Genomic DNA, 24,441 nt, shown 5'->3' with positions numbered 1-24,441 from the left:
TAGGCATAAAATCGGGATGAATTCATCCTGGATTTTCTATTTTAGCAAAGGTATCCAGGGATGGGGAAACGCACCGAATCGAATGAGGTAGAGATTTCCCATCCTAACTTTTAATCCCTAGGAGAGATGCACCAATGAAACAACATCCGGAACTTCCTCAATAAAGGACCTTAATAGTGCATCTTGAGAAGGGCGATCGTACATCTCCTGATAAACTTGCTCAATCAGTTGTTTAACCAAACTCCCTGACAATTGACCTCCCGGATATTCGGGAAACATCATTAATAACATCTCCGTCGGCACATCTCCCGATAAAGGCGGCAGAACATATCTCACGGGTTTCAGAACTTTTGCTCCATTTTTTTGATAAAACTGAATCCGTCGTTCTGCTTGTTCTGAATCTTCGCAAAACTGGGGATTTTCTACCTCAATTAATAAGTGTTTTTGCTGATGTTGAGCCAATTTAACCAAGTGTGACATCAAGGTTTTTCCGATGCCACGACTGCGATAGTCTTTATCAGTTCCCAGATAGTCCAGCAGGATAAAATCGGTTGGGTTCAAGGGGTAGAGTAAAGCAATTCCCACCACTTGGGTTTCCCATTTGGCAACAAACCATTGATAAAGCTGATTGGATAATCGGGTTTCCAGGATTTCAAGGGGTTGTCTTTCGCAAGCAGGAAAGGAATCGAGGTAAATTTGTAAAGCACCTTGAAAATCCGGATGATTGATATCGGTAAGTTGGACAATTTCTAGCATAGTTTTTGGGAGATGTGGAACTAAGCGACAACCGCCGGGGGTTTAAACGATTGGCGGTCTCATAGCTAAAGTCGGTTAAAACCGACTCAAGAGATGGAATAAAAAGACGGGGTTTAATTTGTCGGTGGCGACAACCGCCGATGCGGTAATGTTTTTAGTCGGTTTTAACCGACTTTAGCTGTTAGGCGGGGGATTTATCCCCCGCCGGGTGGGTGGCGACAACCAACGGGGATTTATCCCCCGCCGAATCTACAATCACACCCAATTAAAATCAATTTGATTCTAACACCTCCAACACCTGCTTCGGCTGCAATTTATCCTTAAACCACACCATCGGCACCGTCACCTCCTTTAAATTAATCCCCGCCTTTTCTAAATTCAACCGTTCCGAAATGGCTAAAATTAAATCATTCCGATGAGACTTCTTTACCTGAGCAAATTTCTTCTGCAAATACTCTGGACGCCAATAGCCGACTATTTCTAATAAAAACGTTCTGCCATCGGGATGAACGAGGCGAAAATCGGGAATCATCACACTGCCGGGAATGGGAATTAAATCCACTTCTCGTTCTAATTTCCATTCCGTTTTAGTCGCATCCCACCGACTGACAAATGAGGCTTCTAACATACTATCATAAGGCTTACCCGGAGGATAGTGACTAACTAATCCACAGTCAGAATCTAGGGTAAATCGTCCGGTTTTCCAATCCCCGGTGTAGGGGTCGCGACTTTGGAGGGTGGCGTCTAAACTCCATTTGGTGACGTGCAGTAATGCAGGCAAGAGTTTAGCAATGGCTAATCCATAGCGGGTACTGGGTTTAAATAAGCTGGTTGGACCATCAATGGTAATGGTAAATCCGCAGTCCGCATCGCCTTCTATATAGGCCATTAATTGAAATAATTTCAAATACTTGAATAACAGTTTATATTCCCCTGGGTCATTGCGATGAGCGTTAATTAATAAATGAGTGGCGCGATAAAATACCCCTTGCACTTGGGAGACGTTGTAACGATGGAGTAACAATTCTGGAGTGGGTGCATCAAATTCGGTGAGGATTTTATTCTCGTTTAAATCGGCATATAATCCCAATTGAATATGCAGAGGGAGAACTTCGCGTTCTAATTCTTGACTTAATTGAGTGGCGAGTTTTTCTAGGGTGAGTTGAGTTGATTCTTTACTGGGAACGGTTTCCGCAGCAGCAGTAAATACGCGCTGGCGCAATTCAATGGGTTCCAGGGGAGAAATGACCTCAAAGGTGCTTAAACTGCCTTTTAAAATATGAGCGAGTCCCCGTTTGATGCGGTAGTCGGTGCCATCTCCTTCTATGTCGTGGAGTTGGCGATCAAGTTCACTTTGGGGACAACCCACTGCTTCTTGGAAACAGGTAATCAGTTGAGAGGCGATCGCCAAGTTTTTAGAATTAATTTCCAATCGCTTGGGAACAATCGTCTCTCCATTCATGCGATGACTCAGCAAGTCACTCGGTAACATCGGCGTCAAGGGGTGAAGATTAGCTCATCTTATCTTACCCCAATCTCAACGTTTGTAGTAACCCCTTCAGGGGTTTCTTTAAAGATGACTCGGTGAAGGAGTCACTACGAACGTTTGGATAATTTATATTTTGCAATCCCCTAAATCAAAGCCAACCCTTGACTAAAATCAGGAGTTTCCACCGGGTTAGCGGCTAATAGGTTGGCAAAGTCATTCCCTTCGGTAAAGGATTCATTTAGGAGTAAATTTGCCGTTGTATTCCCCAATCCACCAGTCAAATCACTCCCAGCATTCCCATTTGCTGTGAAGGTTTGAATCGCTGAATCATTGGCTGTATTGAAACTGCGGGAATTGAGGAGCGGGTCAACAGTAAATTCGGAAATTGTACTGTCACTGAGGTTAATGGGGTTGGTGCTTTGAGGACTAACTCCAGGGGTCGCAGAAAATTGCAGGTTATAATTCGTATTTGCTGCATCACCTGCAACCACAATAAAGTAGTTACCTGATGGCAAGTTGCGAGAGATTGATTCAGAATCTATTCCACTTCTCTGGCTAAAGGTAGAAATATTTTCACCGGAATCAATTAAACCATTGTTGTTTGTATCTTCATAAAGAAGTACATCGGCATCAGCAGTTAATCCGTCTAACGTCAAATTAAAGCTACTGGGACTGGTGAGGTTAAATCGGTAATAATCGCGAGGGTCTGTTCTTCCAACTAACTCACTAAAAGTGCGGGTTCCATTGAGTAGACCAACATCGATAGCTTCGCTAGTTTCGTTAACAAGCCGAAGGGTGTAGTTTGTATTACGTCCTTGGGAATCTGATTTCACAAGAGCAAAGTAATTACCCACTGCCAAGTTGCGAAAGATTGATTCAGAATCTATTCCACTTCTCTGGCTAAAGGTAGAAATATTTTCACCGGAATCAATGACACCGTTTCTGTTGATATCTTCATACAGAACTACATCAGCATCAGCCGTCAATCCATCTAAATACAGGTTTAAGTTAATCGGACTGTTGACATCAAAGCGATATTAATCTTCGCGATCGTCAAACCCTACAAATTGGTCAAAGGCACGAGTACCGATGAGAGTACCGACATTTAAGGCACTTCCAGGAGTATTGCCTGGATCGGCAGGTGGTGGCGGGGGTGGTGGCGCAACGGGACCGCCTGGTGAAGCGGTTCGTCCTTCGCGGATTCCGGCGAAGACATAGTGTTGGAGTGCCTGTTGGAAGTTGAAACCGGCTGCGGCTCAATCGGGGTTGGCGGCGAGATAAAAACTCACGGAAAAACTCGGTGCAGAAGCTCGTCCTTCGTTGATGCCGGATGCTCGAAAATGGTCCAATAGTTGCTCGTTATTTAGTCCAGCAGCGGCTAAGTCTGGATTGGCGGCACGATAGAAATTGGCATTAAAAACTGGGGAAAAACTGCGTCCTTCTGCTACTCCGGCATTTTGTAAATGGTCGTACAATTGCCGGTTACTGGTTAATCCGGCTGCGGCTAAGTCTGTATTGACGGCGCGATATAAATTGAGGTCGATGTAAGGGGAAAAAACTCGTCCTTCGTTGAGTCCAGCATTGATGAGATGGGAAAAGGCTTGCGGGTCGTTTAAACCGGCTAAATCCGAGTTTACGGCGCGATAAAAGTTTAAATCGGCTAAGTTGACTGCCATAATTGACCTCTTGTCACAGTGTTGAACAATTAGAGAGTTCTGAGCAGGGGAGGTTGGCATCAGTGCTTTCCCTGGGGATAACGCGGATGCGGGTTTGAACCTCTGGCTCCTTTTGAGGTGCGATCGCCCGTTAAAAACCCCAATTCAGGGTTCTGCGGTGCGTCGGTTCAGGCGGCTGTCTCATGGGGAGACAGGGACTGCATCCGATTGGCGATCGCTCTCTAATTAGTTACTAGGAGAGGGTTGGAGAAATTATGCACAATCTTCTGATGGGTTCGGAAAATTTGTGGGGATTTTAGGGGAGGCGAGCCTAGGAACCAGTGCTGGCGGGAAAAACAGGAGCTTAAGCCTCCAATAGAGTATTCCCAGGGAGAGCCTGGGAACGAGGATAATCTAGAAAAATTTAGCTTGGGTTCGGATCGTTTTGTTCCGGTAACCCCCACTCGGTATCGGTGTGGGTAGGTTACAATTACTCTACTGAGACAGACCCTTGCTGATGAGCGCTCACGCACAAATCCCGGGTCACCTGACCTGATAAAATAGCGGCTTGTAACTCGCTTAAAGCATCCAATTCTTCTAAAGTCGAACAGTTCTCAAACATCACCCGGAGTTTCTGTTCCGTTGTAACACTCAAATAACCTGTTCGTAATACTTGCTTAATAATGTCAGAAATCATCGCCTTACGCTCCTGATCAACCTCGGTGAAGCCATGACTTTAGTATGTATCTCAGGAAACAATTTGCCAGTGATGTAGATTTACCCTCGGGTGCGATCGCGATCGCCGCAGTTTCTCCCCTTCACCGGGCCTCCATTTTTTGTTAAAATCTAAAAAGATCATTCAATTATGAAGAAACCTTAGCTTTCTTCCTAGCACAGACTACCCGTGAGCGTTTAAACTTGAACTGAACCCATCTAACCAAATAGTTGTAACTCAGCAGTATTCACCCTTGAAGCGAATCCTTGCTCTATCCCAACCTCCAAAACCCATCTGTTCCATGTCCTCTGCCATCCCAACCGGAGTGGATGCCAACCCAGGCAGGTTCTCTCCCCCAACTCCCGCCTCCTTTAAACCCGCGTCTGCTATGGATTAAATGGTCACATTCTGGGTGAATTTCGCCCCCTTCATCCCTATGAAGCTTGACAACGGATTCGGGAATCGAGTAAACCTAGCCCTAGGAGCCTCTCCTGCCTTTTTCAGGAACCGTCATCCCCATCAACCCTCCACCGATGCTCCCTCCGAGGTGAGCCGATCGGCCCTCAGACGGCTACTACTCCTGAGAGAATACGGATGTCTGCACTCCCGAAGTACCCCAATTGAGATACCTTAGAAGACAGAACTACATAAAACTTTACAGTCAGGAAAAATTCTCATGTTTGAGTATTTCACAGAAAAGTCCATAAAAGCAATTATGCTGGCGCAGCAGGAAGCTCGCCGCCTCGGTCATAACTTCGTTGGCACCGAGCAGTTACTCTTAGGATTAATAGCCGAAGGAACTGGCATTGCCGCGCAGGTCCTCAAATCCGAAGGCGTCACCCTGAATAAAGCGCGGGTTGAAGTCGAAAAAATCATTGGTAGAGGCAGCGGCTTCGTCCCCGTGGAAATCCCCTTCACCCCTCGCGGTAAAAGCATTTTAGAAATGTCCCTGCGCGAAGCCAGCCAACTGGGACAACAATACATCGCCACAGAACACCTCCTGCTTGCCTTAACCCAAAGCCGAGAAGGGGTGGCTTTTAAAATCCTGGAAAACCTTGGCGTCAGCCTGGAACGAGTTCGTGCAGAAGTCATTAAACGAGTCGGGGAAAATCCCGCACCCGCCGGTGCCGTCTTTGGTGGCGAACGGGGTCGGGGTCCTGGGTCCCAAAAAGCCCTGCAACTCAGCGAATTTGGGGTCAACCTCACCGAAAAAGCGATGGAAGGGACTCTGGATCCCGTGGTGGGACGGACAAAAGAAATTGAGCGGATTATCCAAATTTTGGGACGTCGCACCAAAAATAACCCCGTCTTAGTCGGGGAACCCGGGGTGGGTAAAACCGCGCTGGCGGAAGGATTGGCACAACGCATCGCCAACCAAGACGTTCCTGAAACCCTCAAAGATAAACGAGTGTTTACCCTGGATATGGGGTCAATCTTGGCCGGGACCCGCTTCCGGGGAGATTTTGAGGAACGCATCAAAATGATTATGGAAGAAGTGCGTCAAGCGGGGAATATCATCCTGGTGATTGATGAAATCCATACCCTTGTTGGTGCAGGTTCCGTGGAAGGTGGGATGGATGCAGCGAATCTGCTCAAACCCGCCTTGGCGCGGGGTGAGTTCCAGTGTATTGGTGCGACAACCTTAGATGAGTATCGCAAACATATCGAACGGGATGCAGCGTTAGAACGGCGCTTCCAACCTGTCATCATTGGCGAACCCACAATCCAAGAAACAATTGAGATTTTGCAGGGTGTCCGAGTTCGTTATGAAGAACATCACAAATTGACGATTTCTGATGAAGCGTTGGTTGCTGCTGCGGAGTTATCGGAACGATATATTACCGATCGCTTCTTACCGGATAAGGCGATCGATTTGATTGATGAAGCCGGTTCCCGAGTGCGCTTGCGCAATGGCAAAACTCCATCGGTACTGCGAGAACTGAAAAAACAACTCACGGAAGTGACGTTAGAAAAAGAAGCGGCAGTCCGTGCTCAGGAGTTTGAGAAAGCCTCCAAATTGCGCGATCGCGAATTAACCCTAGACGAAGAACTGGATCAACGCATCAAAAACGAGCACGCGGAAGTCCAAAATACCAAAAACCTGGTCGTTACCGGGGAAGATATCGCCCAAATTGTCGCCTTCTGGACGAGCGTTCCAGTCAGCAAACTCACCGAATCCGAGTCCGAGAAACTGATGCTAATGGAAGAAACCCTGCATCAACGGTTAATCGGTCAAGAAGAAGCGGTGAAAGCAGTTTCTCGTGCCATTCGTCGTGCACGGGTTGGCTTAAAAAATCCCAACCGTCCGATCGCCAGCTTTATCTTCTCCGGTCCTACCGGCGTCGGTAAAACGGAACTGACAAAAGCCTTAGCTGCCTACTTCTTCGGGTCAGAAGACGCCATGATTCGCCTGGATATGTCCGAATACATGGAACGTCATACCGTCTCCAAACTGATTGGTTCCCCTCCGGGATTCGTCGGGTATGACGAAGGGGGACAACTCACCGAAGCAGTGCGCCGTCGTCCCTATACGGTGATTCTATTCGACGAAATCGAGAAGGCACATCCCGATGTCTTTAATATGTTGCTGCAAGTCCTGGAAGATGGACGGCTGACGGATGCTAAAGGTCGGGTGGTAGACTTCAAGAATACCCTGCTGATTATGACCTCAAATATCGGGTCTCGGGTCATTGAAAAAGGTGGCGGTGGACTCGGATTTGAGTTTGCCGACAACCGCGCCGAAGCTCACTATGACCGCATTCGCAGCTTGGTGAATGAAGAACTGAAGAATTACTTCCGTCCCGAGTTTCTCAACCGTTTGGATGAGATTATTGTCTTCCATCAGTTGACCAAGAATGAAGTCACAGAGATTGCTGAAATCCTGCTGCGCGACTTATTAAAACGCCTGGTTGAGAAACAGATTAGCCTGGAAATCAGCGATCGCTTCAAAGAACGAGTCGTTGAAGAAGGGTATAATCCCAGCTATGGTGCACGACCATTACGCCGCGCCATTATGCGCCTGTTGGAAGATCATCTCGCCGAAGCGATGTTAACCGGCAACCTCGATGAAGGGGATTCGGCAATCATTGACCTGGATGAAGCAGGGGAAGTGGTGGTACATCGTGTAGAAGGGCGATCGTTGGTGTCTCCTAGCACTCGATAAGCAATAGAAATTGATAGGGGGATAAGTTCCCTCTAAATCATCACAAGGCGGGGGAGAAATCCTCCGCCTTTTCTGATACAATGCGGTAGGGCAGAAGGCCGGGAACAGTAACTGAGACAAACCCAGCAGCTTACACTCTTTAACTGCAACAACCGCCCGCCAATCGTTCAAACCTCACCGCAACAACCGCAGGGGGTTTAAACCCCCTGCTAATAGCTAAAGTCGGATAAATCCGACTGATGGAGGAACGGTTTATATGCCAGATTAACTACCCTGTAAAATCAGCTAAATTAAGTTAAAAATGGATTAATTTATCCCGTTTAAAATTATCATAAAATCGCCCAATTTAATCTAAACCATCCAATTCATAAAGTCGGTTTTAACCGACTTTAGCTATTAGGCGGGGGTTTAAACCCTCGCCTCGCCGGTTATCGCGATCAAGTTTAAACCCCGCCGGTTATCGCTTATCGCGGACTAAATTTAATCCGATAAACCGAACCGGGATATTGCTTAAACGTTTTACTCACCTGACTCCGCAAATTCCAAAAGCGCACCGTATTATCTTCACTAGCAGAGGCTAAAATCTTCCCATTCGGACTAAAACTTACACTATAAACAATATTTTGATGGTCCCGTAACGTCACCAACAAAGCGCCATCTACACTGCGCCAAATTTTTACGGTTTTATCCGCACTTGCTGAAGCAATTAACTCGCCATCGGGACTAAAACAAACATCTAATACCGCATTTTGATGACCCGTTAAGGTGCGAACCGTTCCATGACGACCCCAGGTAATATCTCTCACCCACAATTTGACCGTACCATCGCCACTGCCGGAAACTAATTGATTCCCACCGGCACTAAAATTAACGCTGTAAACACTATCTTCATGACCTTCTAAGGTTCTTAAACAAATTCCATTAAACTGCCATAACTTAACCGTACCATCGGCCAAACCTGATGCTACTAACTTTCCTTTAGGCATAAAATTAATATCAAAAAATCCCGAAGATTGTCGCTTAATCGATGAAATCAATGTGCCATCTCGTTTCCAAAATTTTACCGTTTTATCCGCACTGGCGGTGGCAATGCGATTCCCTTTTGGATTAAAATCAACCCCAAACACTTCCGCACTATGTCCTTTCAGGGTGGTTAAAAAGGTTCCATCTCGCCGCCAGAGTTTAACCGTTTTATCCGCACTGGCGGTGGCGATGAGTTTCCCATCAGGACTGAATGCCACACTCAAAACGCTGTCACTATGACCATTGAGAATCGTATCAACACTGCCATCAAGTTGCCAGAGTCTGACCGTTGTATCGGCACAGGCAGCGGCGATCGCACTAGAAAGAGTTGGAGAAAAAAACATACCACAGTCAGACCGTTTTGGAGTCAGCAGAATTTAAAAGGAAGAATTTCCGGGATATCTATGATTATAAAGGGTTAAGGTTTCACTATCCTGCACCGGAGAGGAACGGTTTTCTAAATTCATCAGAAAAGACCCTGAATTGTCTATAATAACGATATCGGATTGGGGAGGTTATATGGGGTTAACAAGTGAACTGCGCTGGTTTTATCCGGGTTCTCCACCGGAGGCAATCGCCCATTGGTTTGAGAGTGAATGTCCTCAACAAGGGCCAGTCACCCCAGAAACGCGAGATGATTTATATCTGTTCACTCCACACTGTGATTATCTTAATATTAAATGGCGACAAGAACGCCTAGAAATCAAATGGCGGCAAGCAGAATGGGGGGAGGTCCAGTTTGGAGATTGCTTATCGGGGAATCTGGAAACTTGGCAAAAGTGCGCTTGTGAGGAGTTGACTGCCACAATGCCACCGGATGCGGAAGCAAAGGGAACCTGGGTGAGGGTCCGCAAACGGCGATCGCAACGGTTCTATCATGTCCAAGATGCCACGATTGAACCCATCGGTGGCGATCGCCCCATTTCCCAAGGGTGCAGTTTAGAACTGACTCAACTGGCGATCGCCGATCAACCCTGGTGGAGTCTTGCATTAGAAGCGTATGGCCCCCCAGACACCCTGATTGACACCCTCAAAGCAACCGTAACGGTCCTTAGCGCCTCCTATCCCCCGGAATTTCCCTTAACCCCGGCGGCATCCTTTGCCTATCCCCATTGGTTGCAACTGGTTCTCCAGGGAAACGGGGATGGTTGAAGCGGAAGGAACGACTGAAGTCGTTACTACAAACGGGGGACGGGGAAGAAACGACTGAAGTCGTTACTACAAACTCCAATCCTCCCCACCTCCCCCAACCTCCCCACCTCCCCTGATTCGGGAATCCCGATCTCTACTCTGGGCAGGGCTTAATTAGAATAAAAATGTGACAATAATAGGGAAAAATAGTATGCAACCCAATAATCCGAATCAGTTTACAGAAAAAGCGTGGGCGGCGATCGCCCAGACCCCGGACCTTGCCAAACAAGCGCAGCATCAGCAAATCGAAAGCGAAATCCTGATGAAGGCGTTACTCGAACAAGAAGGACTCTCCAGTAGCATTCTGAATAAAGCGGGAGTCAATATCCAACAAATGCGCGATCGCACGGAACAATTTATCAATCGCCAACCCAAAGTGAGTGGCACCAGTTCCGTCTATCTTGGACGGAGTGTGGATACCCTCCTCGATCGCGCCGATGCCTATCGGAAAGAATATGCCGATGAATATATTTCCGTCGAACATTTATTACTTGGATTCGCCAAAGATGACCGCTTTGGTAAAGGACTGTTCCAAGACTTAAAACTCACCGAACAAAAACTCAAAGAAACCATCTCCCAAGTTAGAGGCAGTCAAAAAGTGACCGATCAAAATCCCGAAGGCAAATATCAATCCCTAGAAAAATATGGACGCGACCTCACTCAAGCGGCGCGAGAAGGTAAACTCGACCCCGTAATCGGTCGAGATGACGAAATTCGCCGGACGATCCAAATTTTATCGCGGCGCACAAAGAATAATCCGGTGTTAATTGGGGAACCGGGAGTCGGTAAAACTGCGATCGCCGAAGGACTCGCCCAACGGATTATCGCCGGAGATGTTCCTCAATCCTTGAAAGACCGGCAATTGATTACCCTCGATATGGGGTCATTAATTGCTGGGGCTAAATATCGCGGGGAATTTGAAGAACGCCTGAAAGCAGTCCTCAAAGAAGTCACCGAATCCGGTGGCAATATTATCCTATTCATCGATGAAATTCATACCGTCGTCGGGGCCGGTGCCACCCAGGGCGCAATGGATGCCGGGAACTTGCTCAAACCTATGTTAGCACGGGGCGAACTCCGTTGTATCGGGGCCACAACTCTGGATGAATATCGCAAATATATCGAAAAAGATGCGGCATTAGAACGCCGTTTCCAGCAAGTGTATATCGATCAACCCAGTGTTGCCGATAGTATTTCCATTTTGCGCGGACTCAAAGAACGCTATGAAGTGCATCATGGGGTAAAAATCTCCGATAGTGCCTTAGTTGCAGCAGCAACTTTATCGAACCGATATATCAGCGATCGCTTCCTTCCCGATAAGGCGATCGACCTCGTAGATGAAGCAGCAGCAAAACTGAAAATGGAGATTACCTCCAAACCCGAAGAACTGGACGAAATCGACCGCAAAATCCTCCAGTTAGAAATGGAACGATTGTCTTTACGAAACGAAAGTGATATTGCCTCTCAGGACCGATTGGAACGGTTAGAGAAAGAACTCGGCAACCTCAAAGAACAACAACATACTCTAAATGCTCAATGGCAGTCTGAAAAAGATGTCATTGCTAAAATTCAGAGTATTAAAGAAGAAATTGATCGGGTCAACATCGAAATTCAACAAGCAGAACGCAACTACGACCTCAACCGCGCCGCCGAATTGAAATATGGCAATCTCAACCAATTGCAAAAGCAACTCCAAGAGGCGGAATCCAATTTAGCAGCAACCCAAACCAGCGGTCAAACCTTACTCCGAGAAGAAGTAACTGAAGCGGATATTGCGGAAATTATCTCTAAATGGACCGGAATTCCGATTAGTAAATTAGTAGAATCGGAGATGCAAAAACTGCTGCACCTTGAAGATGAATTGCACAAGCGCGTCATCGGACAAGAGGAAGCAGTCACCGCCGTTGCTGATGCCATTCAGCGATCGCGCGCCGGATTATCCGACCCAAATCGCCCCGTTGCCAGCTTTATCTTCCTCGGACCCACAGGGGTGGGTAAAACTGAACTCGCCAAAGCACTCGCCGCCTATCTGTTCGACACCGAAGAATCAATGGTGCGAATTGATATGTCGGAATACATGGAGAAACACGCCGTTTCCCGGTTAGTTGGTGCGCCTCCAGGATATGTGGGATATGAAGAAGGGGGACAACTTTCCGAAGCAGTTCGCCGTCGTCCTTACTCGGTGATTCTATTCGATGAAATCGAAAAAGCGCATCCGGATGTCTTCAATATCATGCTACAAATTCTCGATGATGGTCGAGTGACGGATGCACAAGGACATACCGTAGACTTCAAGAACTCAGTGATAATTATGACCAGTAATGTCGGGTCACAATTTATCTTAGATGTCTCTGGGGAAGATGAACAATACGAAGAAATGCGGGGTCGGGTCATGGATGCGATGCGGAGTAATTTCCGTCCGGAATTCCTGAACCGAATTGATGAGATGATTATCTTCCATTCGCTGAAGAAAGAGCAACTCCGGCAGATTGTGCAGTTGCAAGTCGAACGAGTCATGGAACGCCTACGCGATCGCAAGATGTCGTTGAAATTGTCCGATAGTGCGATTAGTTTCTTAGCGGAAGTGGGATATGACCCAGTTTATGGCGCACGTCCACTGAAGCGTTCCATCCAACGCGAGTTAGAAACCCAAATTGCTAAATCTATCTTACGGGGTGATTTCACCAATGGAGATACGATTTTCGTAGATGTAGAAAATGAGCGTTTAGCGTTTAAGCGGTTGCCGTCTGACTTGTTAGTTCAATCGGATTTGTAGGGTCTGGATAATCGGCGGGGTCCGGCGGGGGTTTAAACCCCCGCCTAATCGTTCAAGTCGGTTGAAACCGACTAGGGAGAATAATTTTAGGGAAGAATTTAGGAGGGATAGGTGAGATGAGTGTGAAGTTAGTTTCGCATAAATTTACCGTTGATGATTATAGTAAAATGGCAGAAATGGGGGTTTTGAAAGAAAGCGATCGCGTTGAATTAATCCGAGGAGAAATCATCGAAATGTCACCCATTGGAACTCGTCATGCCGCTTGTGTTGCTCGCCTGATAAACCTCTTCATGAATCGCCTGGGAAATCGAGCGATCGCATGGCCGCAAAACCCCATCCAATTAGGCAACAATTCTCAACCGCAACCCGATGTAACCTTGCTGCAACCCCGGGATGATTTCTATGCCACTCAACATCCGCAACCGGCGGATATCTTCCTATTAGTCGAAGTTGCCGACACCACCTTAGAAGGCGATCGTACCATCAAAATCCCCCTCTATGCCGAACATAACATCCCCGAAGTTTGGTTAGTCAACCTCCCCGAAAACTGCCTAGAAGTCTACCGCCAACCCACCGCCACCGGATATTAAATCATCAGTCAATTCTATCCCGGAGACACCCTCTCCCTACAAACCTTTCCTGACATCACCATCACCGTTAATCAAATCCTATCCTAATTCTTCTCTCCCCGTTCGTAGTAACGCCTTCAGGCGTTATTCTCCATAAGACATAAAATAATCATTAACAGTGCGATCGCCAACCCGTAGGGAGACAGCACTGCCCTCTATTCTGCCCATTGGTAAAGGCGATCGGGCCTTGATATCCAGCCATAAACCCGGATAAAATAGAAGATTATAACTGGGAGAATAGCACATGATTTTTCATCTAAATTATTAGAAATTGTTCGCGATATTCACAAATTATCTCTTTCCGAACAACAGTGGCTTTTAGATAAATTGGCTCATCAAATTAAAAATATAACCCAAGATTCCAGCCAATTTAATGACAGCCAAATTTTAAAATTTCAACTGCAAAAAATGGCCCAAAACCCAGAATTTCAAGCAGAAATTGTAGTTATCGATAAAGAATTTGCCATTGCCGAACTTGATGGGTTATAAACTTGATGGCAATTCAACGAGGAGAAATTTATTTTGTCAATCTCAACCCCATTCATGGGAAAGAACAGGCGGGAAAACGACCCGTCTTAGTTTTATCCATCAATGCGTTGAATTAACTGCCCCTAGTGGTGACAGTAGTTGTGGGAATAAAAGGCGAAAATATTCGCCGAGATTTCCCAACCAATGTCAGAGTCTTACCCGAAGACAGTGGACTTCCCCTAGAAACAGTATTTCTGTGTTTTCAAATTCGTTCTCTCGACCAAACCCGATTTCCAGACCAAGCAGCAGGCCGCTTATCTTCTGAAAAAATGCTAGAAATTGAAGAAGCAGTGCGCTATTGTTTGGGGTTATAATAGGGAAGGCAGCATCACAGCATTGGCATCTGGAGATAATGGGTCAAAATGTAACACCATGAGTTGCTCTGGACGTAAACCAACCGATTCATAAGTTTGACCTGTGCGAGAGTCCGTAAATTCCACTTCAAACGCCGCACCCTTTGCCAAAACTTCTACCACGGTCCCCACTTGCCCTTGCCATAAATTGTATTCAGGAATATCCACAGTCAGCGCGACGATATCTAATAATTTAATGGGTTTAGGTTTCATCAATTTTGCCTCCAACTAGGATAATGGGTAACAAGTCGTTAACTTAGGGATATTGGAACCCGCCTCGATAATCCAAACCCTGCGAAGGGTTGCCTTTTTCTCCTGCCATTCCATTGTAAAATCAAGAGTCTAACGTTGACCAAAGTCATCGAGTCTGCCGAGTTGTGCTTCTTGACTTTTAACAACCTCTAGCAAAATTTGGCGTAAGGCTTCTGCATCATCGGCACTCATCCCCAGAATAGACAAAAACAGCCGCGCCTTGTGCTTGCCATCATTATGTTCTAGGTTAAGGCAGCAGTCCCGGAGTTTACGGATATCTACCACTGCGTTCTCCGAGTATGGAATCAGCATCAGGTGAGAAGATTCAACCAGTTCCCTTAAAGTTTATCTCAAAACCCAGTCACTTAGGTTGGGTTATAATAACAACCATCCCCCTCCTGTATCCCCTGCCATGAACGAACGACGCATCCAAGCCTATCGCAACCTGATTCAACAACTGCTCACCTGTCCCAATGGCGAGGAAGACCAAATCCTCAACCAGGCGATCGAGTTAGTAGATGAAGGATTTATGCAGGCGTGTCAACTGCGGGCACAACAGTTGCAGCAGGAAGGGGAAGAGAATCAGGCGCAGTTTCTGCGAGATGTGGCGCAACAGGTGGTGGCCTTTCTCGACCAACAACCCTCTGGCGGTGGGGGTGAATCCAGGGAAACCCAAGGTCATGCTACAGCGGAAGACTATTTCAACTTTTTAATGCAGATATTGCAAGCAATTCAAGATAGTCAAAGCAGTCCCTCAGTGGTGTATCCCTTGCTACAACAGAACCTGGATAAATTGGATGTGAACCTGATACAAATTTTGAACAATTGGGCCAGTAAAACCCTCAATCAAATCGAGGAAAATCAAGCTGCTAGTATTGCGGCAGATATTGGCGACTTCGCCACTTTAATTCAAGAATTTCCATTAGGAAATCCGATTAATAATCAGGAAATCGCAGTAGTCGGCTATGAAATTAGTTTAACGGTTTTTACCCGAGAACAAGCCCCGGAAAGGTGGGCTAGTCTCCAAAATAATCTGGGTAATGTCTACCTTAACTGCATCCAACGAGAACCGAGGCAGAATCTGGAACTGGCGTTCAACTGTTACCAAGCCGCTTTAGAAGTTTTTACCCCTAACACCTTTCTTGAAAAATGGGCAGAGACTCAAAATAATCTGGGGAATGCCTACCTTAACCGCATCCAAGGGGAAAAGCGGCAGAATCTGGAATTGGCCATTACTTGTTACCAAGACGCTTTACGAGTTTATACTCAGGATGCCTTTCCCGAAAAATGGGCAGGGACCCAAAATAATCTGGGGACTGCCTACAATAACCGCATCCAAGGGGAACGGGGGCAGAATCTGGAATTGGCGATCTCATATTTCAAAGCAGCTTTACAAGTAAGAACCCCTAACACCTTTCTTGAAAAATGGGCAGAGACTCAAAATAATCTGGGGAATGCCTACCTTAACCGCATCCAAGGGGAAAAGCGGCAGAATCTGGAATTGGCCATTACTTGTTACCAAGACGCTTTACGAGTTTATACTCAGGATGCCTTTCCCGAAAAATGGGCAGGGACCCAAAATAATCTGGGGACTGCCTACGGTGACCGGATCGAAGGGGAAAAGCGGCAGAATCTGGAATTGGCCATTGCTTGTTACCAAGACGCTTTACAAGTTAGAACCCGACGAGATGCCTTTCCCGAAGATTGGGTAATGATGAGCCTAAATAATCTGGGGAATACCTACAATAACCGCATCGAAGGGGAAAAGCGGCAGAATCTGGAATTGGCCATCGCCTGTTACCAAGACGCTTTACAAATTTTTACCCGGGATGCCTTTCCCCAAGATTGGGCAATGACCCAAAATAATCTGGGGAATACCTACCGTAACCTCATCCAAGGAGAACGGAGGCAGAATCTGGAATTGGCCATTGCCTCTTTCCAAGCCGCTTTACAAGTTTATACCCAGGAATCATTCCCGCAAAACCATGCCGAAACCTTATTTAATTTAGGACTTGCCTATCGCGACAGTTCTCAAGTACAGAATGCCTACAAGACGTTTGTTGCTGCCATTGATACCGTAGAAGAAATTCGCAGTGGCATAATTATTGGGGGTGAGGCAGACAAGCAGAAATTAGCGGAAGAATGGCAGAAACTCTATGGCAACATGGTTGAAGTCTGTCTAGAATTGGAGAATTACTCGGCTGCTTTGGAATATGCGGAACGCAGCAAGGCGAGAAACTTACTGGAATTGATGGCAGCTACCCGCCTCAAACCGCCAGGGGTTTCCTCAGAAGTGTGGGAACGCTACGATGCTTTATCCCAAGAATTGTGGAACCTCCAGCAGCAGTCGGATAATAGCACATTCTCCACACTTTCAAAGACTGAAATAATTCAACAAAGCAAGAAATTACACCAAGAAATCGATACTTTAGTCGAGGAGGAAATTACCCCCCATAACCCGAAATTCCGATTGGGGCAACAAGTGCAACCCATGCCCTACCGAGAAATTCAAGCACTCGTGGATGATAACCGGGCGATTGTAGAGTGGTATTTTACGAACAAAGGTATCCATGCCTTTATCGTCACTCGTCAGGGGGAACCTATCCTGGTCTCTACCGAGCCGGATGCCTGGGAGGGGTTGGTACAGTTGACGAGTGAGTATGTAATCGCTTATTATAATACAGATAAAAGCCAGTGGCGGCAGCAGTTACCCTCATACTTGCAGCGGTTGGCGGAGATTTTGGAACTGGATAAACTGCTCTCTCGTATTCCTTCCCACTGTCAGGAGTTAGTCTTAGTTCCCTATCGCTTTCTGCATTTATTTCCCCTCCATGCTTTGCCCGTTTCCCAGACAGAATATCTCAGCGATAAATTTCCCCAAGGGATTCGCTATGTCCCCAGTAGTCAGATTTTGCAGTTATCTTTATCACAAGAGAGTACCCCGTTAGGAAAGGGGGGAGAAGAGAAATCTTTATTTGCGATACAAAACCCAACGGCAGATTTAGACTATACGAATATCGAAGTCGAGGCAATTCAAACGGGTTTTAACGCAGTCACTGTCCTAAAAGGAGACGCTGCCAGCAAAACTGGGTTTAACCAAGCGGCAACCCTGTTAAAAGATGCCGCTTTCGTCCACTTCGCCTGTCATGGTTCTTTTGACTTTGCCAATCCCCGCAATTCGGGACTGATTCTCGCTGATGCCAAACTCTCCGAAACCACGGCGACAGAGGAAGGTGTTCCCCGGATTCGTTCTCAACGCGGTGAGTTTAATCCTAGCGAATGCCTGACTCTGCCAGAAATCTTTAACCTGCGCTTCCGGCAATGTCGTCTCGTCGCCCTCTCTGCCTGCGAAACGGGTATCACGGATATTCGCACCACTAGCGATGAATATATCAGCATTCTCGCCGGATTTTTCTTTGCCGGTTCGCGCAATGTGCTCGGGACATTATGGGCGGTGAATGATTTATCCACGGCGATTTTTATGATTCACTTTTACGAAACCCTCCTGGGCGAAAATCAGCCCCCGGTGGCATTGGCGGTGAAGCAAACTCAGGAGTGGATGCAGCAAGTTACCGTGGCGCAGTTGTTGGAGTGGATTGTGGGTTGTCCGTTGATTGGGGGGGAACGGCGGGAGGAAATGTGCTATTACTTACGATTAGGATACAAGACGAAACTCGATGTCAAACGGTTTGAGTCTCCCTATTATTGGGCTGCTTTTTGCGCCGTTGGACAGTAGAATTAGGTTAGAAGATGAAAATCTTTATCCCCAAGACTAGGGGTAAGGATAGTGCGGGGCCTTGTTCCTACGGCAGGTACTTGGGCAATAGCGAATGGAGAAGAAACTATGAAACCAGAAAAACTGATTGCTGACTTTCTGAATGTTTGGGATAATCAACCGGAGGTGTTTGAGGCAACTGGGGCAATGGCAGGGCTAGAGTCTCTCAATGCTGAAATGGGGGAGTTGGAAGATCTCTCTAATCCGGCGATCGCTACGAAAATTGAGGAATTATGCGAAGCCTATTCAGGGTTGGCCGAGGCAATTATTGGTGCAAGCAGAAAACCGAAGCCGAAACCTAGTGAATCGGCACAATCGGAGAAGGTTTTGGATAATCGCTTTCCGAAATTGTCTCAAGTTTTGCGGGAACGAGATAGAAAAGATTCTTCCAGGGAGACTTAATCGAATGGATCCTAAACCAACTGAGGCAGGCGATCGCCTTTTTGCCCCAAATCTCTATGTATTCGCCTATTCTCTCCGAGAAGACGCAGAAGGAAAAATCAATCCCCTCTGGCAATATGGGGATAATATTCTGCATCATTTTACCGAGAAAACTCTGATTCCCAACCTTGTTTTTCCGGAGAATGGAACCAGTAACCGATCGGATTTGCTGACTGATGTTTCCCTTCATTTTCTCCCGGAAAAATCTCCGCAGATTGAAGGGTTTGCTCAACCGCAACAACTCCAAGATAGTTATGTGCTTTGGTTAAATGTCGGCTATTCTGACGAGGATGATACGGCTGAGACTGTCCCAGTGCAAGTGCTGAGTAAATTCAATCCCAATGATGTTTTAACTCTGCCTAACTCTGATCAACTTTTAGGACAAACTCTCCTGATTACGGCTTGGTTAACTACCAAAACCAAGCCAAAGGATGTTAAATTTCTCCGAAACATTGCCGATCAATGCGGTCAATCCCTGCTGGGTAAAGCTGCCCCGCCATTCTATCGCGCTGGGGAGTTATTCGATAGCCCTATTTTTGAGTATGGTAAACCTAGCCTTTCCCTTCATCCCCCGCTTCTCATTTGGCTGTTTTATTCCAAAACAGCCGACAATCAATATGATAATTGCCAGCAGGAACTCATCGCTTTACTCCTTTATCGTACCAAAATTGTTAAGGCATTTCATGATAGCCGGGTGGTTTATGCAAAATTAGATACAGACTATGGCCAAATTGAGCAGAAGCTGGATGATCTCCAAAAGAAACTCGATTCCACGGATGCCTTGACGAGTGACCAGGATCTGGATAGTTTCAAATCTCAGTTAAAAGGCTTCGCCCGAGACTCCCTGCAATACACTCGTCTGCTGCGAAAAATGGAGGATTTTGCCAATACAATCGAGATAAATCTTTACAACTATTTGGAGACAATTGACGAGATTTGTGCTAAACTAGGAATCGATAAGGAAGAACTATCATTTCTGAAGCACTTCGGGGAAAATACCGCACCGCACTTCCGGAGGCAAATTAAGGCAGATTTAGGCTATTTTGAACATGGGACGGAGTTGATGGACCAGGCGATCGCCTCGATTCGAGGGATTGTTGAAATCGACCAAGCGAAAAGCGATCGCCTGCGGTTGGAACAGGAGAAACAGCGCGATCGCCACTTAGAAACCCTGATTTATGTCATCAGTGCCGGATTAGCCGGTGCTGGGATTGCCGCCTCTAGTTCTGGCTATCTCACTGCTGGAAGTGAGACTGGGGAGATGACCATTCAATGGATTCCGGATTTCAATAAACCCCTCCATCCTTTTACCAAAGTCCTGGGGATTAGCATTGCGATCGGGGTTTTATTGGGATTACTTGTGTGGTTGATTCGACGAGGAATACAATCATTTGCAGAAAAACGAGGATAACTCTCTCTCCCCTTGATTTGCGACCCCCAACAATGGTAAGAATAACCTCGCCCTGCCTTAACCAATTATCGTGAATCAGTTTCTTAAAGGATGCAACCTCTATCTCATCGGGATGATGGGGTCTGGAAAAACCACCATTGCCCAAATTCTGGCCCCCCAATTGGAGTATCGTTATTTTGATACCGATCGCCTGATTGAACAGGTGGCGGGTCAATCCATCCCGGAGATTTTCGCCGAAAGTGGAGAGGCGGCTTTTCGGGAACTGGAAACCAAGGTATTGAGCGAATTGTGCGCCTATACCCGTCTGGTTGTGGCGACGGGGGGAGGGATTATCCTGAACCGGCAAAACTGGAGTTATCTGCAACATGGGGTGGTGGTGTGGTTAGATGTCCCCGTGGAGCAACTTTATCAGCGCTTGGAAGGGGATACCACCCGGCCATTGTTAAGAGACCCTGACCCAATGGGTAAACTGCGATCACTCCTTGACCAACGTCAATCCCTGTACTCCCAGGCCGATGTGCGCGTGATTGTCGGTCCTGAAGATACCCCAGAACAAATCGCTACGGGAGTTTTAAGCGAAATTTCCAAAATCCTCAAACACCGTGTTAATCAGAACTAAATCCTCCCCTTCCCCACGCCAATCCCTCGATTCCCTTCAACCCAAATTTTTTCGATGATTCTCAGGGTTGAAAAATTGCCATAAGCTAGGAGTGTCCTATTTTCAGGGAATACCTATGGTGACCGAGAAAGAACTCAGCCAACAAGAAACTGAAGCAATGCGGGTGAAGGTGCTTAGTGAAGCCCTCCCCTATATCCAGCAATTTGCCGGACGTACCATTGTGGTCAAATATGGGGGTGCGGCTATGAAAGACAGCACCCTTAAAGACCAAGTGATGCGGGATTTGGTGTTTTTGGCCTGTGTAGGGGTCCGGCCTGTCCTGGTCCACGGTGGCGGTCCGGAAATCAATAGCTGGTTGGACAAACTCGGCATTGAACCCCAATTTAAAAATGGTCTACGGGTCACCGATGCGCCGACAATGGATGTGGTGGAAATGGTCTTAGTAGGCCGGGTCAACAAGGAAATTGTCGCCTTGATTAGTCAAGCGGGGGGTTCGGCTGTCGGGTTGTGCGGGAAGGATGGGAATTTAATCACCGCACGTCCTCAAGGGGATGAAGGCATTGGTTTTGTCGGGGAAGTGAGTTCGGTGAATACCAAAATTTTAGAAGCCTTAGTCAAATCTGGCTATATCCCCGTTGTCTCCAGTGTGGCGGCGGATGATGCGGGTCAATCGTATAATATTAATGCGGATACGATCGCCGGAGAACTGGCTGCGGCTTTGGGTGCGGAAAAATTAATCTTAATGACGGACACTGCCGGAATTTTACAAGATCCCAAGGACCCTTCTACTCTGCTGCCGCAACTGGATATTCAACAAGCGCGGGAACTGATGAAAACCGGGGTGGTTTCCGGGGGGATGATTCCCAAGGTGACCTGTTGTGTAAGAAGTTTGGCTCAAGGAGTAAAAGCGGCTCACATTATTGATGGTCGGATTAATCACTCCCTGTTACTGGAAATTTTGACCGATACGGGAATTGGTTCGATGATTGTCGCTTCGGGATATCAGCGGTAAATTTCACCAGCGATTTTTCATTATATCAGGATTGCCGAGTCAGAAGGATGAAATAGCTATATATCCTTGATCCTTCTGACTGCACCGGGTGTTTAAATGTTGAATTACTGTGGTTCGATCGCCGACTTTGTTTGCAATGCCAAAAGCCGTGAAGATGCGCTGCCTCTGCTGAATGAACACTGCCGATCGCGCTTTTTTCTCCATCCTCGCCGAACCAAAAAAGTGCTGCTGTTCTTTCATGGATTTACCGCTGCACCCTGGCAGTTTGTGCCGATGGGAGAGGCTTTTTTTAAGGCGGGTTACAATGTTTTAGTCCCCTTAATGCCCGGTCATGGTCACGGGGGGAATTGGAGTCGCCAGAATCCTGCGCCATTACCGACTACGGCAGCAGCGTATCAAGAGTTTGCCCTGGAATGGCTCGATCGCGCTCAAGAGTTGGGAGAAGAGGTCTACATCGGCGGGTTATCCGGCGGGGGTACGGTAGCGGCCTGGTTGGCCTTGGAACGCGCTGCGGATATTGCCGGTTGTTTGTTATTTGCACCCTATTTGAGCAGTAGTAGTCGGGTTTTGGATTTGTTTGTGCGAAAGCTGACTCCGGATTATTGTGATTGGGGTGCGCCGAGACCGGGACAGCGGCGATATGGGTACGATGGGTTTGCAGTGCCCGCACTGAAAACGGTGTTGTTGATGGGGGGAGAGGTACTGAATCGGGCCAAACGAGAAGCCTCTGCACCGATGTTTATTATTTCGAGTGAGAGCGATCGCGCGGTGGGTCATCGGGAACATCGCACGTTGTTTGAGTCGGTTTCCCGCTTTGCACCTCGGAGTTGGTATCATATTTTTGACCGGGTTTTGGATATTCCTCACACGATGATGACTCAAGGGGAGGGAAATCCTCACGAATCCATGTTAATTGCGATGGCAAAAGCCTATATTGACAGCAAGTTAACCTGGGATGAAATTGGGGATATTGCCGAACGGATGACCCGAGGGGAGACATTTGATGCGGCAGTTCGGACTCTGAATGTAGGCGATCGCGCTGCGGCAGAACTGCCAATTTTCATGACCTTGCTGGATAAGCGTTCTCTCGTGATGGAACGAAATCCCTGGTTGCGTCGAGCTTAATTTTAAGTCCGTAGGGCGTCGGTACAGTAGAGGGAAGACAAACCCGGTTTCTTAACCAAAATGTTGTTGATTAGCAACAGATTAAGTACAAAAACCAGGTTTCTTGTCCTAGCTGATCTAATACTGGACCGACACACTAGGGTTATCAAAGAAACCCGGCCTGTTCCAGAGGCCGGGTTTTTCGCATGGGAATTGATTCGCTTAGGGTTAGTCTGAGACTAAAAAGGCGATGAGTTCAGGCTGGATAATCGGTTCCCTGTCTAAAGAAAAATTTTATAAAATTCTGGACCCCTTGGAGTGAGAAAAATGCTTGCTCACAGTTATATATTTAGATTGTTTTATCTTCTCTTAAGAAGTTGTTTCTTGAGAAAGTTTACTGATAGTATAAAGCTTTCTTAATTTTTGATTAAATTTTTGGCGAAAGGATAATACGGGGGATAAAATTTAAAATGTATATGGTTGACCACCATTTGGGAAAAGTATTATGATCGAAGCTACAAAGTTCAAAGCTTACGCAGCGTTACAAGCCAGGGAAAAGCTCCAACCTTACTCATATCAACCCGCGCCCTTGCAAGTTGATGACATAGAAATTCGCGTCACTCATAATGGCCTGTGCCATACGGATCTTCATATGCGGGATAATGACTGGGGAGTGAGTCAATTTCCCCTCGTCGCCGGACATGAAGTCGTGGGAATTGTCACGGAAGTGGGAGAAAAAGTCACCCATCTCCAGAAAGGCGCTCGCGTCGGAGTGGGCTGGATCCGTAACTCTTGCCGAACTTGTGACCACTGCTTGCAAGGGGAAGAAAATATTTGTCGCCAAGGCTATACAGGTCTAATAGTCGGTAATCATGGCGGATTTGCCGATCGCCTGCGCGTGAACGCCTCATTTACTTACAAAATTCCCGATGCCTTAGACTCGGCCAGTGCTGCACCGCTACTATGTGCGGGAATTACCGTGTACACTCCCTTACGCACCTATATCAAACACCCGGGCACGAAAGTTGGAGTCATGGGAATTGGCGGACTCGGACATCTCGCGATTAAATTTGCCCGGGCAATGGGGGCGGAAGTCACCGCCTTTTCTACCTCGGCAGATAAAGCAGACCAAGCTCAAGAGTTTGGTGCCCATCACTATCAAAAGTGGGGGACCGCTGAAGAAATGAAAGCGGTAGAAGGGACTTTGGATTTAGTAATCTGTACCATTTCCGCCGAAACAGACTGGAATTTAGCGTTTAGCTTATTAGGCAACAATGGAGTGTTGTGTTTTGTCGGCCTCCCCGTTTCCACTCTAAATGTCCCCTTGATTCCGTTAATTTTGGGCCAAAAATCTTTAGTCGGTAGCATCGTGGGGGGTCGCCGTTTTATGGAGGAAATGTTAGACTTCGCGGCGATTAATCAAATTAAACCGATGATTGAAACCATGCCTTTAAGCCAGATTAATGAGGCGATGGATAAGGTGGCAGCAAATCAAGCTCGTTATCGGATTGTCTTGTTATCTGAATAAGGGTGGTAATGGGTCATTGGT

General features: G+C 46.9%; 22 protein-coding genes and 1 pseudogene. 14 read left to right on the top strand and 9 right to left on the bottom strand.

Annotated features, from left to right (window positions below):
- Positions 1-117: 117 nt before the first annotated feature.
- From NG795_RS03305 to NG795_RS03295, 3 genes are all read right to left on the bottom strand, one after another.
- On the bottom strand, positions 118-756 hold the full coding sequence (locus NG795_RS03305) for a GNAT family N-acetyltransferase (RefSeq protein WP_367287245.1): 639 nt from the start codon (positions 754-756) through the stop codon (positions 118-120).
- A gap of 271 nt (positions 757-1,027) precedes the next feature.
- Positions 1,028-2,248: a DUF790 family protein gene (locus NG795_RS03300; protein ID WP_367287244.1), complete on the bottom strand. Its 1,221-nt coding sequence runs from the start codon at positions 2,246-2,248 to the stop codon at positions 1,028-1,030.
- Positions 2,249-2,388: 140 nt separating this feature from the next.
- Entirely contained in the window at positions 2,389-3,078 is a 690-nt protein-coding gene (locus NG795_RS03295; protein ID WP_367287243.1) for a PPC domain-containing protein, read from the bottom strand.
- Positions 3,079-3,334: 256 nt separating this feature from the next.
- Here NG795_RS03295 and NG795_RS03290 point away from each other — a divergent pair, with 256 nt between their 5' ends.
- Positions 3,335-3,463, top strand: coding sequence for a hypothetical protein (locus tag NG795_RS03290; protein WP_367287242.1), 129 nt, complete (start codon positions 3,335-3,337; stop codon positions 3,461-3,463).
- Between the two features lie 38 nt (positions 3,464-3,501).
- On the opposite strand, the gene NG795_RS03285 is transcribed toward NG795_RS03290, so the two are convergent.
- Entirely contained in the window at positions 3,502-3,921 is a 420-nt protein-coding gene (locus NG795_RS03285) for a hypothetical protein (RefSeq protein WP_367287241.1), read from the bottom strand.
- A gap of 469 nt (positions 3,922-4,390) precedes the next feature.
- Complete coding sequence (locus tag NG795_RS03280; RefSeq protein WP_367287240.1) at positions 4,391-4,597, bottom strand: hypothetical protein; 207 nt, start codon at positions 4,595-4,597, stop codon at positions 4,391-4,393.
- 694 nt (positions 4,598-5,291) lie between these two features.
- Here NG795_RS03280 and NG795_RS03275 point away from each other — a divergent pair.
- Positions 5,292-7,778, top strand: coding sequence for an ATP-dependent Clp protease ATP-binding subunit (locus tag NG795_RS03275; RefSeq protein WP_367287239.1), 2,487 nt, complete (start codon positions 5,292-5,294; stop codon positions 7,776-7,778).
- A gap of 464 nt (positions 7,779-8,242) precedes the next feature.
- Here NG795_RS03275 and NG795_RS03270 read toward each other — a convergent pair whose 3' ends face one another.
- Positions 8,243-9,145: a WD40 repeat domain-containing protein gene (locus tag NG795_RS03270; protein ID WP_367287238.1), complete on the bottom strand. Its 903-nt coding sequence runs from the start codon at positions 9,143-9,145 to the stop codon at positions 8,243-8,245.
- Positions 9,146-9,320: 175 nt separating this feature from the next.
- Between NG795_RS03270 and NG795_RS03265 the strand changes: the two genes are divergently transcribed.
- From NG795_RS03265 to NG795_RS03255, 3 genes are all read left to right on the top strand, one after another.
- Positions 9,321-9,953 (top strand): hypothetical protein, encoded by a 633-nt coding sequence (locus tag NG795_RS03265; protein ID WP_367287237.1) that lies wholly within the window; start codon positions 9,321-9,323, stop codon positions 9,951-9,953.
- 190 nt (positions 9,954-10,143) lie between these two features.
- Positions 10,144-12,768: an ATP-dependent chaperone ClpB gene (clpB, locus tag NG795_RS03260; protein WP_367287236.1), complete on the top strand. Its 2,625-nt coding sequence runs from the start codon at positions 10,144-10,146 to the stop codon at positions 12,766-12,768.
- A 116-nt stretch (positions 12,769-12,884) separates the two neighbouring features.
- Positions 12,885-13,358 (top strand): Uma2 family endonuclease, encoded by a 474-nt coding sequence (locus NG795_RS03255; RefSeq protein ID WP_367287235.1) that lies wholly within the window; start codon positions 12,885-12,887, stop codon positions 13,356-13,358.
- A 123-nt stretch (positions 13,359-13,481) separates the two neighbouring features.
- On the opposite strand, the gene NG795_RS03250 is transcribed toward NG795_RS03255, so the two are convergent.
- Positions 13,482-13,643 carry a hypothetical protein gene (locus NG795_RS03250; protein WP_367287234.1) on the bottom strand — a complete coding sequence of 54 codons (162 nt, stop codon included), beginning with the start codon at positions 13,641-13,643 and terminating at the stop codon, positions 13,482-13,484.
- An 81-nt stretch (positions 13,644-13,724) separates the two neighbouring features.
- On the opposite strand from NG795_RS03250, the gene NG795_RS03245 reads away from it, so the two are divergent.
- Positions 13,725-13,886: a hypothetical protein gene (locus NG795_RS03245; RefSeq protein ID WP_367287233.1), complete on the top strand. Its 162-nt coding sequence runs from the start codon at positions 13,725-13,727 to the stop codon at positions 13,884-13,886.
- A gap of 5 nt (positions 13,887-13,891) precedes the next feature.
- Positions 13,892-14,239 (top strand): annotated as a pseudogene (locus tag NG795_RS03240) (type II toxin-antitoxin system PemK/MazF family toxin).
- Here NG795_RS03240 and NG795_RS03235 read toward each other — a convergent pair.
- Positions 14,234-14,491 carry a DUF4926 domain-containing protein gene (locus tag NG795_RS03235; RefSeq protein ID WP_367287232.1) on the bottom strand — a complete coding sequence of 86 codons (258 nt, stop codon included), beginning with the start codon at positions 14,489-14,491 and terminating at the stop codon, positions 14,234-14,236. The pseudogene NG795_RS03240 and the gene NG795_RS03235 sit on opposite strands and share 6 nt — an antisense overlap.
- Before the next feature lie 129 nt (positions 14,492-14,620).
- The gene (locus tag NG795_RS03230) at positions 14,621-14,842 is read right to left on the bottom strand and encodes a DUF6883 domain-containing protein (RefSeq protein ID WP_367287231.1); all 222 of its coding nucleotides are present in this window, start codon (positions 14,840-14,842) and stop codon (positions 14,621-14,623) included.
- Positions 14,843-14,942: 100 nt separating this feature from the next.
- Here NG795_RS03230 and NG795_RS03225 point away from each other — a divergent pair, with 100 nt between their 5' ends.
- The 7 genes from NG795_RS03225 to NG795_RS03195 all read left to right on the top strand — a co-directional run bounded on the left by NG795_RS03225 (position 14,943) and on the right by NG795_RS03195 (position 24,420).
- Positions 14,943-18,266: a CHAT domain-containing protein gene (locus tag NG795_RS03225; protein WP_367287230.1), complete on the top strand. Its 3,324-nt coding sequence runs from the start codon at positions 14,943-14,945 to the stop codon at positions 18,264-18,266.
- A 108-nt stretch (positions 18,267-18,374) separates the two neighbouring features.
- A complete protein-coding gene (locus NG795_RS03220; protein ID WP_367287229.1) occupies positions 18,375-18,707 on the top strand; it encodes a hypothetical protein in 333 nt (110 codons plus the stop codon).
- Positions 18,708-18,711: 4 nt separating this feature from the next.
- On the top strand, positions 18,712-20,157 hold the full coding sequence (locus NG795_RS03215; RefSeq protein WP_367287228.1) for a hypothetical protein: 1,446 nt from the start codon (positions 18,712-18,714) through the stop codon (positions 20,155-20,157).
- Positions 20,158-20,227: 70 nt separating this feature from the next.
- Entirely contained in the window at positions 20,228-20,776 is a 549-nt protein-coding gene (locus tag NG795_RS03210; protein ID WP_367287227.1) for a shikimate kinase, read from the top strand.
- 115 nt (positions 20,777-20,891) lie between these two features.
- Positions 20,892-21,788, top strand: a complete 897-nt coding sequence (gene argB, locus NG795_RS03205; protein WP_367287226.1) for an acetylglutamate kinase — start codon at positions 20,892-20,894, stop codon at positions 21,786-21,788.
- Between the two features lie 96 nt (positions 21,789-21,884).
- Complete coding sequence (locus NG795_RS03200; protein ID WP_367287225.1) at positions 21,885-22,913, top strand: alpha/beta hydrolase; 1,029 nt, start codon at positions 21,885-21,887, stop codon at positions 22,911-22,913.
- 484 nt (positions 22,914-23,397) lie between these two features.
- Positions 23,398-24,420, top strand: coding sequence for an NAD(P)-dependent alcohol dehydrogenase (locus NG795_RS03195; RefSeq protein ID WP_367287224.1), 1,023 nt, complete (start codon positions 23,398-23,400; stop codon positions 24,418-24,420).
- Positions 24,421-24,441 lie beyond the last annotated feature (21 nt).

Origin of the sequence: Laspinema palackyanum D2c (assembly GCF_025370875.1) — a bacterium.
GTDB classification, from domain to species: domain Bacteria; phylum Cyanobacteriota; class Cyanobacteriia; order Cyanobacteriales; family Laspinemataceae; genus Laspinema; species Laspinema palackyanum.
The sequence above is the reverse complement of the archived record's forward strand: the minus strand, read 5'-3'. Positions and strand labels throughout refer to the sequence as shown.